This is a genomic window from Chitinibacter bivalviorum (assembly GCF_013403565.1).
In the GTDB taxonomy this organism is placed as follows: Bacteria; Pseudomonadota; Gammaproteobacteria; order Burkholderiales; family Chitinibacteraceae; genus Chitinibacter; species Chitinibacter bivalviorum.
On record NZ_CP058627.1, the window covers coordinates 1,445,424 to 1,463,237 of the forward strand.

General features: G+C 48.1%; 18 protein-coding genes. 4 read left to right on the top strand and 14 right to left on the bottom strand.

The features are described 5' to 3' along the window. Window positions 1-114: 114 nt before the first annotated feature. A complete protein-coding gene (locus tag HQ393_RS06845) occupies window positions 115-1,551 on the bottom strand; it encodes an IS1182 family transposase (protein WP_179358077.1) in 1,437 nt (478 codons plus the stop codon). A 931-nt stretch (window positions 1,552-2,482) separates the two neighbouring features. On the opposite strand from HQ393_RS06845, the gene HQ393_RS06850 reads away from it, so the two are divergent. Continuing rightward, a complete protein-coding gene (locus HQ393_RS06850) occupies window positions 2,483-2,689 on the top strand; it encodes a helix-turn-helix transcriptional regulator (protein ID WP_179358078.1) in 207 nt (68 codons plus the stop codon). Window positions 2,690-2,801: 112 nt separating this feature from the next. Here the strand turns inward: HQ393_RS06850 and HQ393_RS06855 are convergent, their stop codons facing one another. Further along, window positions 2,802-4,112: an AAA family ATPase gene (locus HQ393_RS06855; protein ID WP_179358079.1), complete on the bottom strand. Its 1,311-nt coding sequence runs from the start codon at window positions 4,110-4,112 to the stop codon at window positions 2,802-2,804. 716 nt (window positions 4,113-4,828) lie between these two features. Here HQ393_RS06855 and HQ393_RS06860 point away from each other — a divergent pair. Further along, window positions 4,829-5,035 carry an Arc family DNA-binding protein gene (locus HQ393_RS06860; RefSeq protein WP_218871318.1) on the top strand — a complete coding sequence of 69 codons (207 nt, stop codon included), beginning with the start codon at window positions 4,829-4,831 and terminating at the stop codon, window positions 5,033-5,035. Between the two features lie 84 nt (window positions 5,036-5,119). Here HQ393_RS06860 and HQ393_RS06865 read toward each other — a convergent pair whose 3' ends face one another. The 6 genes from HQ393_RS06865 to HQ393_RS06890 all read right to left on the bottom strand — a co-directional run bounded on the left by HQ393_RS06865 (window position 5,120) and on the right by HQ393_RS06890 (window position 11,933). Continuing rightward, window positions 5,120-5,758, bottom strand: coding sequence for a hypothetical protein (locus HQ393_RS06865; protein WP_179358081.1), 639 nt, complete (start codon window positions 5,756-5,758; stop codon window positions 5,120-5,122). A 90-nt stretch (window positions 5,759-5,848) separates the two neighbouring features. Continuing rightward, window positions 5,849-7,729: a lamin tail domain-containing protein gene (locus HQ393_RS06870; RefSeq protein WP_179358082.1), complete on the bottom strand. Its 1,881-nt coding sequence runs from the start codon at window positions 7,727-7,729 to the stop codon at window positions 5,849-5,851. 110 nt (window positions 7,730-7,839) lie between these two features. Beyond that, entirely contained in the window at window positions 7,840-9,810 is a 1,971-nt protein-coding gene (locus tag HQ393_RS06875) for a hypothetical protein (protein WP_179358083.1), read from the bottom strand. Further along, on the bottom strand, window positions 9,811-10,803 hold the full coding sequence (locus HQ393_RS06880) for a hypothetical protein (RefSeq protein ID WP_179358084.1): 993 nt from the start codon (window positions 10,801-10,803) through the stop codon (window positions 9,811-9,813). It abuts the gene before it with no gap. Window positions 10,804-10,853: 50 nt separating this feature from the next. Next, a complete protein-coding gene (locus HQ393_RS06885; RefSeq protein WP_179358085.1) occupies window positions 10,854-11,276 on the bottom strand; it encodes a hypothetical protein in 423 nt (140 codons plus the stop codon). A 3-nt stretch (window positions 11,277-11,279) separates the two neighbouring features. Continuing rightward, the gene (locus HQ393_RS06890) at window positions 11,280-11,933 is read right to left on the bottom strand and encodes an RDD family protein (protein WP_179358086.1); all 654 of its coding nucleotides are present in this window, start codon (window positions 11,931-11,933) and stop codon (window positions 11,280-11,282) included. A gap of 163 nt (window positions 11,934-12,096) precedes the next feature. Between HQ393_RS06890 and HQ393_RS06895 the strand changes: the two genes are divergently transcribed. Both HQ393_RS06895 and HQ393_RS06900 read left to right on the top strand, forming a co-directional pair. Then, entirely contained in the window at window positions 12,097-12,564 is a 468-nt protein-coding gene (locus HQ393_RS06895; protein WP_179358087.1) for a transcriptional regulator, read from the top strand. A gap of 423 nt (window positions 12,565-12,987) precedes the next feature. Further along, entirely contained in the window at window positions 12,988-14,091 is a 1,104-nt protein-coding gene (locus HQ393_RS06900) for an HPP family protein (protein ID WP_179358088.1), read from the top strand. Here HQ393_RS06900 and HQ393_RS06905 read toward each other — a convergent pair. The 6 genes from HQ393_RS06905 to HQ393_RS06930 form a co-directional block, all read right to left on the bottom strand. Further along, window positions 14,088-14,354 carry a DUF2249 domain-containing protein gene (locus HQ393_RS06905; RefSeq protein WP_179358089.1) on the bottom strand — a complete coding sequence of 89 codons (267 nt, stop codon included), beginning with the start codon at window positions 14,352-14,354 and terminating at the stop codon, window positions 14,088-14,090. The two genes, HQ393_RS06900 and HQ393_RS06905, sit on opposite strands and share 4 nt — an antisense overlap. Before the next feature lie 14 nt (window positions 14,355-14,368). Next, the gene (locus HQ393_RS06910; RefSeq protein ID WP_179358090.1) at window positions 14,369-14,965 is read right to left on the bottom strand and encodes an SCO family protein; all 597 of its coding nucleotides are present in this window, start codon (window positions 14,963-14,965) and stop codon (window positions 14,369-14,371) included. An 18-nt stretch (window positions 14,966-14,983) separates the two neighbouring features. Next, window positions 14,984-15,736 (bottom strand): formylglycine-generating enzyme family protein, encoded by a 753-nt coding sequence (locus tag HQ393_RS06915; protein ID WP_179358091.1) that lies wholly within the window; start codon window positions 15,734-15,736, stop codon window positions 14,984-14,986. After that, on the bottom strand, window positions 15,733-16,116 hold the full coding sequence (locus tag HQ393_RS06920; protein WP_179358092.1) for a c-type cytochrome: 384 nt from the start codon (window positions 16,114-16,116) through the stop codon (window positions 15,733-15,735). Before HQ393_RS06920 ends, HQ393_RS06915 begins: the two co-directional genes overlap by 4 nt. Before the next feature lie 71 nt (window positions 16,117-16,187). After that, complete coding sequence (gene nirK / locus HQ393_RS06925; RefSeq protein ID WP_218871320.1) at window positions 16,188-17,234, bottom strand: copper-containing nitrite reductase; 1,047 nt, start codon at window positions 17,232-17,234, stop codon at window positions 16,188-16,190. 202 nt (window positions 17,235-17,436) lie between these two features. Next, complete coding sequence (locus HQ393_RS06930; protein WP_179358093.1) at window positions 17,437-17,766, bottom strand: DUF2249 domain-containing protein; 330 nt, start codon at window positions 17,764-17,766, stop codon at window positions 17,437-17,439. Window positions 17,767-17,814 lie beyond the last annotated feature (48 nt).

Genomic DNA, 17,814 nt, shown 5'->3' on the forward strand with positions numbered 1-17,814 from the left:
GCCAAGACCGACGTGGGTCATTTCGCCTAACCAATTTGAATCACGCGCGTGTGATTTGAAGTAAACGTAAAACTTCATAAATAACACCACTGAAAACAGCAAATAAAAGGCCCTTCAGCCCTTCATTGCCACCAACATTGCTTGATTTCCCATTATGTTCATAACTCGCTTCATGTTATACGCGAGTATATGCAAACTCATCTCTGTACTGACGTGCTTCAAGGTCTTCATTAGGAAGTGCGTTGCCCCCATCCAGGCTTTTAGCGTACCAAAGGGGTGTTCAACGGTCTGCCGTCGAATGCGCATTGCATCTGGTTGCAATTCCAGCCGCTGCTGCGCTTTTTCCAGTACCGCCTCATGCTCCCAGCGACTCACGCGCCGATTATTACTCGGAGTACATTTGGTTTTGAGCGGGCAACGTGGGCAATCAGAACTCCAATACCGGCTCATATAGCGCCCAGCTTCCAGACTCACAAAACGATGAATTAGTCGGCTATTGCCTGGGCAGACATATTCATCGCGAACTGGGTCATAGTGGAATTCATCTTTGCCAAAGCGCCCATCGGCTTTCGCGCCTGAGGTTTGCGGCTTCGGCACCAAAACCATGATGCCCGCCTGTTCGCACGCCAGTATTTCATCACCGTTGTAATAACCCCGGTCAGCGACCACCTCTAGCGTTTCTTGTTCGAGCACTGCTTTGGCTTGTTGGGCCATATTGGCCAGCTGCGCGCGGTCATGCCCTTGATTGATGACTTGATGCGCAATAATTAAATGGTGCTTGGCATCAACAACGGTTTGCACGTTATATCCCACAACACCACTGCCACGGCCGCTGGTCGCCATGGAACGGGCATCTGGGTCGGTGAGTGAAATTTGTTTGTCTGGCGTCTTGGCGAGTTGAGCCTCGACCTCATCCAGGCGGGCCATCTGCGACTTTAGTCGCGCCAACTTGTCCTTCAAGCGAGCGACCTTGGCTTCTGCAATATCGGGCTGTTGCCGGTCTGCAATTTCCATCTCCCGCAGGTAACTTGCAATGTTCGCTTCGATTTGCTCCCGTTGCTTCGCGAGTTTGTTGCTGGTGTAGTTGCGGTCGCGATGATTAACGGCTTTGAACTTGCTGCCATCAATCGCCACAATGGCGTTGCTAAATAAACTGAGTTGTCGACATAGCTGAACAAACTGGCTGCAGACTTTGCAGATAGCAGGTCCATTATCTTTGCGGAAATTGGCGATGGTTTTAAAGTCGGGCATTAAGCGACCGGTGAGCCAAATCAGCTCTAGATTCCGGTGGGCTTCACGTTCCAAGCGACGGCTAGATTGGATTCTGTTGAGGTAACCGTAGATATACAGCTTGAGCATCGTGCTGGGATGGTAGGCTGGGCGGCCAGTGGCTTCTGGCTCAACCCCATCGAAACCGAGTGCCTTTAAATCCAGGTATTCTACAAACTGGTCAACGACCCGGACAGGGTTGTCTGCGCTGACATAATCTTCCAAGCATTCAGGCAACAGCAATGTTTGGGTTCTGCTTTCACCTGCAATGAATCTGGGCATAGAATCATCCTTGGCGGGGAGTTCCAAGAATTATACCGGTCGAGTGTTTATGTGTTTTTACACAGCCTGGTACCAAAACCAATCAGCATAGAACCAACAAACTACTACGAGATGTTGACGAGCAGATACTCTGGCTTTGAAAGTTTATTTGCACATTTGAACAATAAGGATCTCGGTAAACACACCTCACAAGCTGCAAATTAATAACAAACGAAACACTTCAACGGGTAATTTTCAAGCTTGTACTGTCAACAATCTTCGGTATGGAGTGTGAATTGCAGTTCAAATTGGACAGGCAATTAAAACACAATGATGAGCACCTAGAATTAGCGCATTATTAGCCAACCCCTGAAAGAACTTCACCTTCAATTAGTAGAGCCCTGACAATTGGAGATTGCTCAGCGCGCGCACGCGCACGCGCAATTAGGGCACAGCAGCCAGATTTCAACCCTAAATTCAAAATAAATATTTTTTTGTTTTTTTGCTACATAAAATCACTTTCAAAGATGAAAGACATCACCCACTTAACGTTGCGTACTAAGCCATACTATTTATCTAACTTACAAAAACCATAAATACTTAAAAAAATCTTAAAATAGCATGTACACAAATACGATAGCAATCGAGTCTAAGGCAAAGTCAACAGCACCAACAACTTCCTAAAAAATTATTATTTACTCAACAAAAACAGCCTAACCACGGGTAGATACTTAATCTAAAAATAGCAATTTAATAAATAAATCTATTTAAGTTTATTATCGTATTTATTCTATCCAGACAATGCCGATCGGCTCTCGACCAAGGGAACATTCTAGGGCTGGACGGCTGGTTTTTATTTCTTTCGATTTGTTGTACATTTTCCTGAGCAAGCAAGTTTTTGCTAAAAATCCGCACATCAGCTGATGTTGCAACTACACAAGGGAATATACAAATGAACATCAATCCATCAAAAAATGGCCGGATAATGCGTGTGAAAGAAGTAGCGCTGCGTGTTGGGGTTTCAAGATCGACAATTTATCGCATGTTACTCAAGGGAAAATTCCCTCCATCATTTGCTATATCACGGCGCTGTATAGGCTGGAGAGAGTCGGATATCGATGACTTCATCACTAAATTGTCGTTAAAAGATTTGGAATAGTCGATAGCCACCAAAGCCCAGATTTCATTCTGGGCTTTGGTGGCAAATTACTTGGCCGTTTAGACGACACTTAATTTTCGTGCTTGATCTACTCAATACAGAGGCGTATTTGTTAGAAAAAGCCAATTCGCCTGAGAGCAGCTTGCGGAGTAACCGGCGGTAGCCTTAAAGTCAATTGCCCACGTAATTTCCGTAAGGCATTTGGGTCCTCCACAACATCAACTGAAAACTCAATTGCTTCAATGAGTGCGGCTTTCAAACTTCGGATTGAGTCACACCGAGATGCTAACTCGCACAAGATGGCGTTATCGACTTTGCTATCGAAAAACTGCCCACACTCCATCTCTTCTAGCAGTGAGTGATAGAGCATTGAAGCAAGACGCTGTAACTCCGCTGCAGTTGGGGCTTCGGTTTTGAAAACACGCACCCTCGATAGCATTGGCGAGCTAATTCTCTCCAAGTCATTTGCTGTCAGCATAAAGCTGGCATGCTCCATGTTAATTGGGGTGGCCAAGAAATTGTCCATAAATTGCCGGCTATTTTGCTTCTCGAGTAGCATTAGCATTGCATCTGTGTAGTCCCCTTTTCCACTGGACATTGAGACCGTTTTATCTACTTCTTCAATCACAATCACTGGATTTGCGTACCGACAACCAGCCATGAATTTGGCGACGCGGCCTGCGTCAGCATTGTTCCATTGAGCAGAAGAGCCTTGGAATAGCATCCCATCAAAATTACCAGAAAGTTGGATGCACAACATGGGCACCTCCAGAATCCGGCACACCTCAGCGCAAAGCCACGATTTACCGTTGCCGGCCGGCCCGATGAGCAGCAAGTTACCTAAGTGCAATGGCGCATGGGTTGCCGCCTGATGTTTGATTCGCCTGAGGAGTACCTGAAAAAACTCATGGTGCTGTTTTTGTTGCTCGTAAAACTTCAATAAAGCGTAGTAATGATGATCGCTAGCGAGAATGAGTTGCTTCGGGTGTCCTAATTTGCCCAATTCAGCCGTTTTTTCTGGTCGATTGGTCCGCAGCTGAGCTTCCATTTGGATTTCCAGTTTTTGGGGATCGACCAAATTCACCATCCGTGCTGGCTGGACGTTAATTTGCTTCATGGTCGCGTTGTTGGCAGGCAGCGAAGCTGCCGGTAGATGCCAGCTGCTGACCTCATCATCGACGAGCAAGAGAACAGTGCTTGAGTTGAGGTATGGCCAGAGCTGTGCAAGAAACTCGGCATCGAGCCCAGCGAGGCAACACACTACAGGTTTAGTTCCTTCATTGGCTTCGCTTTTAACACATGGAGGCGAAATGGGTTCGCCATTCAGATCGCTGTTCCAATAGTAATTTAATCGGTTTTCGGCCAGGGTATATTCAAGCTGTAAGGCAACTTCTTCTGTGCACTCAAGTGGCAAATGCAGCAATAAAGGTCCCTGGGGGTGAACGCGCCATTCTTTGATAATTTGAGTCAGACTCGAAAACCAACTGGGGATCAAATCAAACTCATGTGTTTCAAATCCGCTATCGCAGCAATCTAGATCGTCATCCCCCCAATCTGGCGCAGGCGGACCGTCAAAGATGGAGCTCAACATTTCTGAATCATCAGCGGACCCTAACCGGAGGCCTTTTGGCCAGGGAGCAGTAATGCGAATCAGCTTATTCCGATCAAGTGTTGCGCCAGCTTGCCGTGACAAGTAGCCACGAAGTGCATAGTCAGGCAATTCCCGAAATAAGGGGTTCGCATGTGCAAAATAATAAGAGTCGCGCATTAGACACCTCCCTGTACGCTAAATACCGGGCAGTCAAATTCACTGTGGTGTGCACTTACCGTGCGACGAAGGATTGCGGAGATGTGGCTTCGCAATGATGTGATAGAATATTTTTGCATCGTTTTCTTTCCTGAGATAAATGTTGCAGAGATCGTCCTACTGGTTGGTAAGATCTCAACGGGCCCCATTGTGTTCAAGCACTTTGGGGCCTTTCTTTTTTATATTGAATTTAAGTCATCACACAACCAAATGACTACACAATGTAATCATTACATCATGTAGCTATTGCGTCAAGCGAATTTTGGCTACATTATGTAGTTATGACCAAAACACGCACACCTACCGCTCATATCGCTCCTTTTGGATTGCGCATGCAAAATGATTTGAGGGAAGCACTAGAAAGTGCCGCCAATATAAGCGGGCGATCACTCAACGCAGAAATTGTTGCGCGACTCCAATCTAGTCTTGAAAAAGCCCCAAACCAGCAGGCATCTGAGCTTGAGGCGATCCAATTGGCTGTTCGTGAAGCTGTCCGAGATGAACTGAAGGAAATACTGCCCAAGCCCAAGGCTAAATAATCGGGCGAAGAAAACAGGGAAGCAAAAGCAAGATCAGGGGGTGATTTTGCATTTCAAGCGATGGCAGACCAAACATTAAATTAGTTAGAACGGCAAGAACCGTTTTAAAAAGTCGCGGACTTTTTCTAAACGGGATTTTTTGGGTGTATAGCTGATGAGTGATTGGTAATACTCTTGATCAAGACCAATTAGCTTGCTATTGGTCTGAAAGCGGTCATAACATCCCTTGAGTAAGAGATAGGCATCATCGAGTGTTGCTGGGTACTCACCATTTAGCTGGCGCATCGCAGCACAAGTGAGAATAAGTTCGTACCACCAATATGTAGTATCCGAAGGCCCCATTGCGGATGGTTTATAGTTCACGAATTCATCAATCTGCTCATCCGTAATGTCAGGGTGAATGAGCTGCGCATCTTTTAAGAGTTTAATCTCGTACTCAGTAATCTGAAGCACGGCAAAAAGATCGTCGACCTGTATAAAATGCCTCACCGATTTTTTTTGCAATGATAACTCTTCAGTATTGTCCCTTGAAAAAAACACTCGAACCGGACTAGGTGACTCGCCGATGTTGGTGCGGCTAACTGAATAGAGAGTACCGACCGCAATGCCACCAAATAGCGAATAGTTGGGCCGAATACCCAAGTAGATGAACATATTCTGATTAATCATCAGACCTTGTTCTTCAAGCTGAGAAATGAATTTAGGGTGTTTCAAAGATGGCATAATGATATTGAACCTGATCGTTGATCCATTTCACTATCACTTTCGCAAATAATGAAAAGAATTGGCCCCACTCCCGAGGCCTAACACTGTTTATCGGCTACGGATCATTTGCAACACACGGAAATCCGGCGCGGGATCAACGATATGTTTCTGGCGATCGTTCAAGACAGGGTTGGCACTGCTTGAAGATTTCGACAAAGCGCGAGACGACCCCATGTTGCCGGTTAAGTTACGGGCAAACGCAAACTGCAAATTAGCCCAATCGTTATAGTCACTTAACACTCCAATCTGCCCATCATCATTAACGTCATAACTGTAATGAGTTTGATTTGTGCCGTTATTGTTCCAATCCAGATTCACCAGACCTCGGCCAATGCCAGTTTGCGTGTCGCTTAAATCCGCTTCATTCAAATTACCACCAGAGCCATCAGAAAAATTTAATGGCATATTAGCCGCACAAGGCCCATTTGAGTACGAGCATGGGTCAGTGTTATTTAATCGACCCAAGTAACGCTGACGGAAGCTATCTGAACCGCTACCTGTGCCATATAGTGAATACAGATAATTCATCACGCTTAAGTAGTTGGGCTTGTAATTAATGCCGTCACCACCGCCATGGTTTAGGCCGAGGTTGTGACCCAATTCATGCATGATGGTTGCCGCTTGCATATTCACCAATTGATTCAGGCCAGTACCCGCCGTGGTGACAAAACCCCAATTGCCCATGGTCAGCAACAAATCATTGCCACCTAATTCGGCCACGCCTGATGAGCCGGCAGAACCATCACTCAACTGAGAATTGGCCATCAGCAGGAAATGGAAGGTTTGCAATCGAGCAGCATCAAAATATTGAGCTTTGTAGGCATAAATGGTTGACTCAGGGCATGGCGAACCTGAACTACCCAGTCCGATACATTGAGCGTATGGCACGCTACGACCGCCGCCCAAATTAAAATCAGCTGGCGAGAAGTTGGGGTTAAACAAACCGCCCACGTCAAAGTGAATGGCAATACCATGTGGCGCAAAGGCATTCACCACTTGTTGCAATGCTTCTTTCCGTGGTAGAACACCGGGGTCAAGCGTCTTCATCCAGTTTACTTGAATGAATACATCTTTTTGGCCGGGGCGCGCGCCCATGTCGTAATAATTGATGCCACCAAACGTCTGGCCCGGTGCTTTGGCATAGGTTGGAATGCCGTCACCATCTTGGTCAATCGCGTTGGCGGGGACATCATTTTTACCCAATGGCGTGCTAAATGCCACCGAACGCCATACAGTGCCAGTGCCTACTGTGTTTTGGCCCGGTACGACATCACGAACCAGTGAGCGGCCATACTCAACTGCAGTCAATGCTTCAGCATTTGTTGCGCCCCATGCGCCAGCCGTGGTGGGGGTGTCAGTATTGCTACCAAAGCGAACCACATCCAATGTTTTACCACCGGATACCAATTCAATAAAACCCGAACTGCCCCAAGTTGGAATGTTGTCGCCATTGCGAATACGAGCCACTTGGCTTGACGAAGGAATGTTTGAATCCACATCGCCGGTTACCAATAGATAACCACCCGCAGGGATGACCGTATTGGCTGGCATGGTGAACGTAACAGGCGCAACCGCCTGTTGGTATGGGCTGCTGCGACCGCCTGCGGTAGCGCGTACGGTGACATCATTTAAGTTAACCGCTTGCCCGCTGGTGTTAAACACTTCAAACCATGCCACCCCGTTGGAATACACGTTACTTGAAACTTCGCTGATGACCAGCGAACCGCTTTGCGCAGGCGTAGATGGAATGGCTGTTGGCGTCGGTAATGGAATTTGTGTTGCCGCAGGAGAAGGCGACGCTGACACCGAAACAGTTGCTGTCGGCGTAGGAGCTGTCGTGCTTGAATTGGGGATTGAGGCGCTTCCACCGCCACCACCACCGCAAGCGACTAAAGCAATAGATAATATACAGATGCTCGGACGAATCATGATAAAACCCCAACGCTCATAACAATTAACTTGTAGTTTTGGCAGCCTTCATTCCCGATCAAAAAATCCAACGAGAAACTCAGGGCGCAGACGCGCTTGATATTCATGCATTAGAGATAAAAATGCGTGAGTTTTCTCAATCGGTCATTGATCGGATAACTCAATGTTTGAGCTTTAACGACCCAATCGAATGCGCTCGCAGCAGGAGTGCCAATTTCATGTGCAAACTGCTGGAGCACACCTTTGTATTCCGTGGTTTGGGTAATCTCAGTTTCAAGATTTTCGATTCGATATATGCCGAAGCTTAGAACGCTCAACAGCACCAATGTCGCAATCGAACTTCCCAACGTCATTGCGCTGAAAGTTGAATTAATATTCTGTTTTGCAACAGGCCCCCAAGGCCAAAGCACAGCGGCAAATGTGAGAACGCCAGCATAAAACCAAGCCGACTGCAGAACATTCCCAAAGATCTGCAAGCTACCGAGAATGAGGAGAACGAACACCCATTTCGGGATTGGTAACGCAGGGATACGAAGCCCGATTTTTTTGGTTAATGGCGTCCCCAGCAGCACAACCTTGCTGAGATATCTCAGTGATTTAAAGGTGTGTGTCATCGCACCAAGGCAGCTAAAAAACAGTGCCAATGCGGGTGCAATGATCGACTCCGCGGCATCATGTCCGTACTGCTTGAATTTGCCATGTTTGGCAAAATCGGACTCGACCGCATCAAACACTTCACCATCGCTAATCGCCTGAGTCATTTTTCGGTAGTTTTGCTGGTCTGCAGGATGCAAATTAAGCATTAAAGGCAAGATGGTCGATCTAAAGTAATTGTAATTTTCTGTAGGCTTTTCAGCACAAGTTGCAATTTGGACAGTACTTGCAAGTTCATACCCTAACTTGTTGTAGATCCATTGCTGAATCATCTCAGAGGCTACAAACTGCTTGAAATCTGATGTTCTTGGCGTCCCATGATTGTCTGTAAGCCATACCACCCCAATAGCCTTGGCAAATTCTTGTTGAAACACATTTTCGACATCACTTGGTTCCATCTCAATGTAGCGTCGCTGATCTGGGCTTAATCGCTTGAGCATTTCAGCGCGAACTTGGGGCTGAGCTCGATTCCACATTGCGTTATTATTCGGTGAAATTCCACGCTGTTGAAGTTGTCGTTTAGTTTGTGAGACAACCTGTTGACCGAACCGCCATTTTGCATCTTCGAGTTGCTTTACTTTAGGCGTGACCGCTGCCCCTTTCTGCTTAAATTGCGCGTACATTGTAGGCAAAGCATTACAGATCGGAATCCAGGCCTTATTGAACGAAGTTGCTTCGAGGTGCTGCTTATTGATGATAAAGGCATTACGCATTTCTCGTTTGTTTTCCAACCAGCCTTTTACTGTATTTTTCGGGTCTTCCAGATGCCAAAAGAACATTGGAAAAACCGACATAAAGGTTTTACCAGAGGGGGAATGTAGCGTTGCCGGATCAGTCGGAATGCCTTTTAAACTCGCTGTACCAGCAAATACATCCGCAACGACGCCTCGGACTAAAAATGCTTCATATAGCTTGGTATTTGTCTGCTCATCTTCGACAAAGGCATCCAGTAAGGCTTTCTCGCCAATATATGCGCACAAAATTCCTGCTAGTGCCGCGCAAATCAGTCCACTGCTTAATCTAAACCACTTCAGTTCTTTGACTGACGCGTAAACCATGACGCCAAAACAAATGAGCGCAAGGAGCAGCAATTCGTTCACTCGTCTAGGCAACAGAGCATGCCCGATATAGATCGACACAGTTGCAGCAAGAAACACGACACACAGAACTTTGCCAATGTCGTGCTCAATGAGCTGCAAGATATCGTCCTGATGCAATAAGATTGACCATGCAATCAAAGCCAAAGCACAACCAGAGATCAGCCGCCCCCAATGTTCTACCGAATCAATTAAAGGCTTGGCAGCATTTCCACCAATGACATCGATTACATTGGCATTGAACGCCAGTTCGACGGTCAGATAGCTAATGGTCAGCAGCACCATCAATAGGTAGTATCGACGCATCACAGATTGATTTGCGGAGGACATTTACGACTTCTTGTTCAGATCGATGACGACACCACGACTATTTACACGGGTGTTTTCAACGACTTTGATTTCTTCAAACTTAACCACTTTATTCACTTCTGACTTGCTTGAAGCCTTCGGCTTAGTGCTACTACCTGCAGCTTTCGTGGAATCGTCAATAGCGACAACAGGGGTTTCTACCTTCGTTTTTGGTTTTGACTTTTGTTTTGTGCTTCCCGCATTGCTTTTTCGATCATCATTAGCAGCCACTTTGGATGATTTCGATTCAGACTCCGGGGCGTCTTTTTGCAGTAACGCAGACTGACGTCCAAACTGAGAAATACTATTGGGATTGCTTGAAACCCAACCCACTAAAAGCGGATCACGTTCTTTTGGGTTCCAGGTGTAATAGCCGACATTCCCTTTTTCATCGCTAAAAGGACGGATCTCGACTTTTGCATCTCGGTCCGTTTTGATTAAAGTATCAACCGTGTACTTTGCACCATCGGCTTGTAATTTGAGTACCTGATACCGATCACTTGAACCATCGCGTACTTTCATGATGATGTGCCGCTCACCGCCAAACATCATGTCTTGTACGACTTCAGGGGGGCGTTTGGGATCAGCGAGTTGAGGCGGTAAATCAATGGCTTTCTCCTTGCGGTCTACCCCAGTAAACAACAGGACGATTTGACCATCAGGATCACAGCGATTGGGCTTGGTTTTTGCAATAGTGAGCGGAGAACTACCATTTTTGTAGTTCTGAATAACCTGATATTGACCACTCGTTATTTCGTTGGATAATTCATGCAAGGCTTTATCGAATTCGAACTTGCTTCGTACGCAATCGCTAGCGAGTGCATTTTTACCACTGCACAATAGCGTGGTAGAAATGAAAGAAGTCAGCGCACCACTCGCTGCGCAGGCATAACCTTGGGTTGAGGTATTGGCACAAGACACCAATAACGGGCTAAGTACGAAAAATGTCAAACAGTGGGTAGAGTACGAGCTCATCTTTGGTTCGCAAAATAGGGAGGAAGCAATGTGCAACTTCTCAGATTAAGTTATTGTGCTTTGCAGTATTTTTGAGTGAAATCGGCGCGTTTTGGCAGCGGAGCCCCCGTACCGACCTTTCGGCAGTCCTCATCAAATACTGTGACTTGTTTTTTTATCAGCAAGTTTTTTACATTACCAACACTGGCCTCTGAGAGGTCCCACAGCTCCGAGGCTTTGTATTCTTTACACTCTGCCAATATGGCAAACAGGCGATCACAATCACCTTTAGGCATCAATGCGCCATCAATTGGTTTAGTTTCTCCACAATGCTTCGCGATCCAGTAGTCAACTCCTGCTTTACCTTCGTTGCGCTCGGTACCTGCGGGCACGCGAGTCAAACATTGTTGCCACTCTTCCGCAGTCTTAGGTTTGGCCGCCCAGGCTGAGCTAGCCAAGAAAGTACTGATCAACACTAGTACTATTTTCTTCATGATTTATGCTCCACGACGTTGTATGACAATGGTGCCTGCCACTAAATCGTGGAAGGTTTGATTTTTTTTACTGAAACAAGCAACGATGTAGCCGATCAATAGAATGCAAGACAGAAAAGAGATCACAAGACGGAGAAATGACGTTCCAACTGAAATGATCTTGCCATCGACCGAGCAAATTTCTAAACCCACTAATTTCATGCCTAATGTGCCGCGAATGGATGGTGTAGCCATCATAATTGCCATGGCCGCGCAGACGATGATAGGGCCAAGGAGTGCACCAACCCCTAGCGTGCCAATGCCAACAACCAAATCAAATGCGAGGAAAATCAAGAAATCGATCAAGCCACCTAATAGCCTTCGGGAAATAGGCGCAATGACGATGGGCTGCTCATTCAGCACGGCCGTTTCAGAGGGATCAAGGCTCGCAAAAAATTGCGCGATAGGATTGGTTGCTGCAGTTTCATTGATGAGACCACGCACTGGGTGGACCCCTACTACACCAGCCTCGCTCATTTCAATCAGCACTGTTTCATTTAAAACAGGAGCCAATGTCCCCTTCCAGTGTGAAATCATAAATTGATGCGCTTCGCCTGCCGCATTAATAATGCCCTTCCCTTCATTCTGGTTGTAATGAATGATTGTGCCTTTTTCCATCACCTATAATCCTTGCAACGCAGTTTAAAATGAAGAAGTACCACCTGATTTATGAACGACTTAGCAGTTCGAATTTGAAATCAGGGTGAAGTCGCTTTGAGCTTCACACATTCACTTCATAATAACCTTGCCATGCGTTATACAACAACCACTTGGTTGTTTTGTGTCGCAAAGCTTCCACCATACTTGCCTGATGGACGCAAATAACAAACAAGCTTTCGCAGAACGACTGAAAATAGCACTACAGCGGAGTGCTCCGATGGTGCAAACGGGAACCCAGCTCGCCATTCAGTTTAATTTGCGTTATCACGGCGAATCCGTTTCACAACAAACTGCTCATAAATGGTTAAAAGGCTTAGCACGGCCAAATCCAGATAAGATTGAAATTCTTGCTTCTTGGCTGGATGTCTCACCACATTGGTTACGATTTGGCGACGCAGATGACAGCAAAGTGGTTTGTCTTGAGCCCACGTCAGAGTTAGGCGAAATTGCTCCGACGGAAAAAAACCTGATTCTTCACTACCGATTGATGACTGATCAACAGCAGGCCATCATCCAAAATCTAATCAATGAGTTTTCGATTCGGCGAATTGTTTGGCCCAAAAAATCTTTGAATGATGACGAAGAATAACCTTCGAATCTAATGGTATTCACTTGAGTTCTGACACGTAAATTTGCCAACGCCCCACCTAACTTTTGGTCTGCGATGAACTTCTCTACGGAACGACATCTGAGTGGTAAATACTTACGGCATGCAGACTTTTGTTTATTAATGAGGAAGGCATCTCGGGGGTTGGAATTCGAGATGGCGATGAACGCGGCCTTAACCAGTTGGAAGATGATCCATCTAATCAGCAAGCGCAAGACTGTCGGCTTCGTTTTATTAAGCGGACATATTGCAAGTTAAGTCAGGCGTCTCTAGTTCGGCCAAAGCCGCCAGTCACAATCTATTGTTGTTGGCACAAAATCATTGTGCCACTACAACTACTACCAATTGGTCATCGATGAGAGAACAGAACAAGTATAAGATTTAGCTTTTATTACGCTCTTTGCTATGCACATAAAGGCATTTTTCCCAGCTGTTACACCAATACAATTTAAAGAATGTATAGTCGGCTCTATAGGAGCAGCGCTTGGCTTAATTGGCACTGCGATGCTATGCCAATGGTTTTTTGGTTTACACAGCCATTGGTTAATTGCTCCAATTGGGGCATCAGCGGTATTACTTTTTGCTGCACCAGCTAGCCCTTTAGCGCAACCGTGGTCAATTATAGTAGGTAATGTACTCTCTGCTGTAGCTGGAGTACTCTGCGCAAATCTCATTGGTCATACGGCATTGGCTGCGGGAATTGCAGTTATGCTGGCAATTGCGGTCATGTTACTCACCCGTAGTCTGCACCCGCCGGGTGGTGCTGTGGCGCTGACTGCAGTCATTGGCGGCTCACAGATCAGCGATCTGGGCTATCTATTTGTGGTTGTGCCCGTTGCGATCAATTCGCTGCTCATTTTGCTGATTGCGCTGATTTACAGCCATCTGGCCAGCCGCCGTTACCCCAATTACACCCCACCGGTGACAACACATCATACGAATGATCCCTCGCCCAGCCAAAGAGTTGGCACCAGTGCAGAAGATATCAAATATGCGCTGGCACATCAGGAACAATTGCTCGATATTAGCTCGCAGGATTTGCAGCATGTCTTGCATGATGCGCAACAGCATGCGTTACAGCTCAAAATAGGTGCTTTGCGCTGTGATGCTGTGATGTCGAGATCGGTCGTCACGGTAACGCCGGAAAGCAGCTATGCCGAGGCTTGGCAAAAACTCTCTCATCATCGCGTCAAAGCACTCCCCGTCAGCAACAGTCAATCGCAGTTACTGGGCATTGTGACCTTACACGATCTGGTAATTGACCCACCCAGCGCGCAACCACGCGCCGCTTTTACTATGAACACGCCGATTGCCGAGATCATGAATACCCAAATTCATACCGCCAGACCCGAGCAATCCTTGCTGGAGCTGGCGGAATTATTTGCCGATGGCGGCTTACATCATCTGCCGGTGGTTGATGCAGATCGACTGGTCGGGATCATTACCCAGTCGGATATGGTCGCGGCATTGTTGCAATGCTTGTTGTCAGCCAAAATTGAAACCAACTAATGGGTGCCCGAACAAAAACCGCAGCACGGTGCACCGACTTTCTCATCGCGGATTTTATGAATCTGCCAGCGCCATAAATCTGGCCCATCTTGCAGATATTCCCAGCGATAACTTTGGCTGTATTTTTTTTCAAACAGCGCCTGCAAGCGCATCGGACGCTGCTCGGCACTGAGCTCAAGACACTCGCCGACGGCTAATTGCTCAAAGCCTTGAAACAGCTGTTGCTCGGTTTCGGCGAGCCGAGCCAGATCAAATACAGACATCGTGTCCTCCCACATTAATTAGTCAACCTGTTTTGCAATGCTGCCAGCAGCGCCGGATCGGGCTCGACCGAAAGCGTGACGCTGGCCTTGACCACCTGCCCTTGCTGATCCAGCACGACAAAACGTGTGTTGTGGTTGATTTCGCCGTTGGCACCGCGGCGATATTTCACGCCCAGCGTAGCGGCCAGCTGGCGTGTGTGCGCGTCGTTATCACTGACTACCAGCCGATACACACGCTCGTCCATCTCATGGACTTTAGCCAAGGCCGCCAGACTTTTCGCCGTATCTACACCGGGATTCAAACTCACCAGCACCGCTTGCACCGCGCCGCGTTGCGCTGCTGGCAACTGCGTGATCGTCCGTTTGACGTTTTCCAGCACGATCGGGCAGGAAATATTGCAATCACCATAAAACATCGTGATCAGCGTCGCTTTCTTCCCCGCCTGCCCCAGCTTAAACGGCTGATTGGTTTGATCGGTCAATGGCACGGCCAGTTGAAACAATGATTCGCCACTCACGGCCGCTGCCGCGCTGGCAGCATGCTGATGTTCTTCGCACGCCGGTACGGCGCTGATGGCGCCGAGCAAAAGCATGGCAAGTATCGCTTTCATTTTCTTATCCTCAGTGACTCATTGAGCCGGTTTGACGCAGCGGAACCCCAGACTGCCGACACTATCCTGTCCATTTAACGCCGCCAGCAAGGCAATGCGCATCAACACGGCGTAGTTTTCCTTGTCACCTAAACTGAGCGACGCGGCGCCACAGGTTTCCAATATTTTCTGTTCACCCTGCGCACGGCTGTCGACGGTGACAAACAGACCATTAAAATCATCGACCCATTCCCAGATCAGTTGGTGCAGATCGTAAACGCCGTAAATATTGGCCGGATGCAGCCCGACATCGGGCAAACGCTCGACGCTGGGTTTTTCGTACCAGCCCAGAATTTGCGCCCGCCAGGCCGGATCAATGCGCGCGTCTTTACGGTTGGCATCGGCCGCGGCGGCAAATTCCCATTGCGTCCAGCTTGGCAAACTTGCGCCTTCGCTGGCGCAATATGCACTGGCAGCAAACCAACTTACCTGCGTCACCGGTGCATTCGCGGCATGCGGCGCAAAATCAGTGGCACTGCGCCACTGATTGAGATAACTGGCGGTGGCATAGAGCGTGGGCGCTTTACCGCGCTGCCATGCGGGGTTTGTAACGACAAAGCGCAGAAACTCCGCATTGGTGACCGGTTTACTGCGCATCTGGTATGCCGCGACAGGCACGGTCTCGCCATCCAGCGGCAAGGCCGTGCGCAGTGTGCCGCCTGCGATCGGGACGTAGTCGGCAGCGTGGAGACACCCTAGTACGAACGCGAAACAGACGGCTGCGGTTTTCATTTTGCTGCCCGCAGTTTTTTCACTTGATCGACCTTGAACATCGCCTTGCCGCCGTTGAGCGCGACGCTGACATAATTGAGCACATCGCTCATTTCTTGATCAGTGAGGGTTTGTGCCGGCATTGCCGAGTTAAATTTCTGGCCGTTCACCGTCACTTCGCCAGTCAAGCCATGATCAAGAATTTTGACCAAAGCGGCAGGCGTAGCTTTTTTAAAGTAATCCGATTGCTTGAGCGGTGGAAAAGCCCCCGGCAAGCCCGCACCGTCCGCCATATGGCACGATGCACAGACCTGTTGGAAAACCGCTTTGCCCGCATCCAGTTCTGCTGCTGAGGCCGTGCTAGCGATTAAGGCTAAAGCCAAACACATAGAGAAACGCATTTTCGTACTCCTCGATGGGTATATGTCTGAAATCTATTTAATTAATGATCTTCAGCCATATACCTTTAATATTAATGTTCAGCCTTAGCTGCCGCCGCTTTGCTGTAAATCTCTGGATGCTCTTCACCACTCACGCTCATAATACCGATCGCCCCTTTATGGAAAGCGCGGCTGAGCGCATGATCAACCAGCGTCAGATTGCCCGGCACCTTGGGCACAAACTCGACGATGGTCGAGCCGCCCGGAGGCACGGTCGTGGTTTGCACCTGTTCTTGGTATTTCAGGCCACCCTCGGTGTAAACCTTGTCAAAAATCGCACCGATGACGTGGAAATTGGAAGCGACGTTCGGCCCGCCGGAGCCAAAATACAAACGCACTTTGTCGCCCACATTGGCGGTCAGCGCGTTTTTGCCGGTCAGCGAATTGCTCGCGCCGTTAAATAAGATGTAGCTGGCGTTTTCGTCGATTGAGCGTTGCATATCAAACGGTTGCAGCCCGCCCGCACCAAACGCGCCCGGTGTATAAAAATCGCCCTGCATCACGTAATACTCTTTATCAACCGGCGCCATGCCCGCTTCGGGCTCAACCAGAATCATGCCGTACATGCCGTTGGCGATATGCATCGCGACGGGTGCGGTCGCACAGTGATACACATACAGACCCGGGTTCAGGGCTTTGAAGGTAAACGTTGCATCTTTGCCCGGCGCAATCAGCGTTTGTGGTGCGCCGCCACCGGGGCCAGAAACCGCGTGCAGATCGATGTTATGCGGCACTTTGCTGGTCGGCAGATTTTTCAGATGCAGCTCAACCGTATCGCCCTGACGCACCCGGATCATTTTGCCCGGCACCGTGCCACCAAAAGTCCAGAACATGTATTTCGTGCCCGGCGTGATTTCGCGAATCACTTCTTCGGTGGTCAGATTAACGATGACTTTGGCCGGTGTTTTGCGCACAATCGGCGCTGGCACCATGGGTGGCGCGGTCAATTCGGCCGTTTCGACTGGCAAATCTGCGGCGGCATCCGCCCAGGCCCCCATCGCCCCCAAACTGCCCATGGCCACCAGCAAGGTGGTCATCACCGCACGGTGTAATCGCGGTTGAAACTGTAATTTCGACATCACATCATCTCCTGTTAACACGCTTGTGTGATGTTATGTTGTAACTAATATACATATTAAATATTGATCAAAATCAACATGTATTTAATATACACATTAAAGTTACCGCTCCTACAACATCCACGCTCCAGCCCAATAAAAACGGCGCTAAAAGCGCCGTGATGGTTTGAAATCATTGATGTTTTTTTACGTCAACAGCGCTTTATTGCCCGCTGCAACCACAACCGCCACTACCGCAACCTTCACTGGCCGCAGTCTCGGCCACTTTCAGCGGCACAATCGCAAAATCAATGACGACGGCTTCATGATCACGTTGCACATAGCGCGCAACAACTTGCCCTTGATAGCGTTGCTCGATCTGCGCCAGCAGCGGCAATGGATCATGATCGTTCACAAAACGCATCGTTTCGCCCTCAGACAGCGATTCGAGCGCGCCGAAAATTGCCGCATGCCGAAAACGTTTGGCAACGCCGCGCGCATCAAAACCATACACGCCATCCAGAGTTAAATGAGAACTTGCACAAGAAGACATCTTAAATTCCTTTGTTAACAGGTATATGGCCAGGCACTATATTTTGCA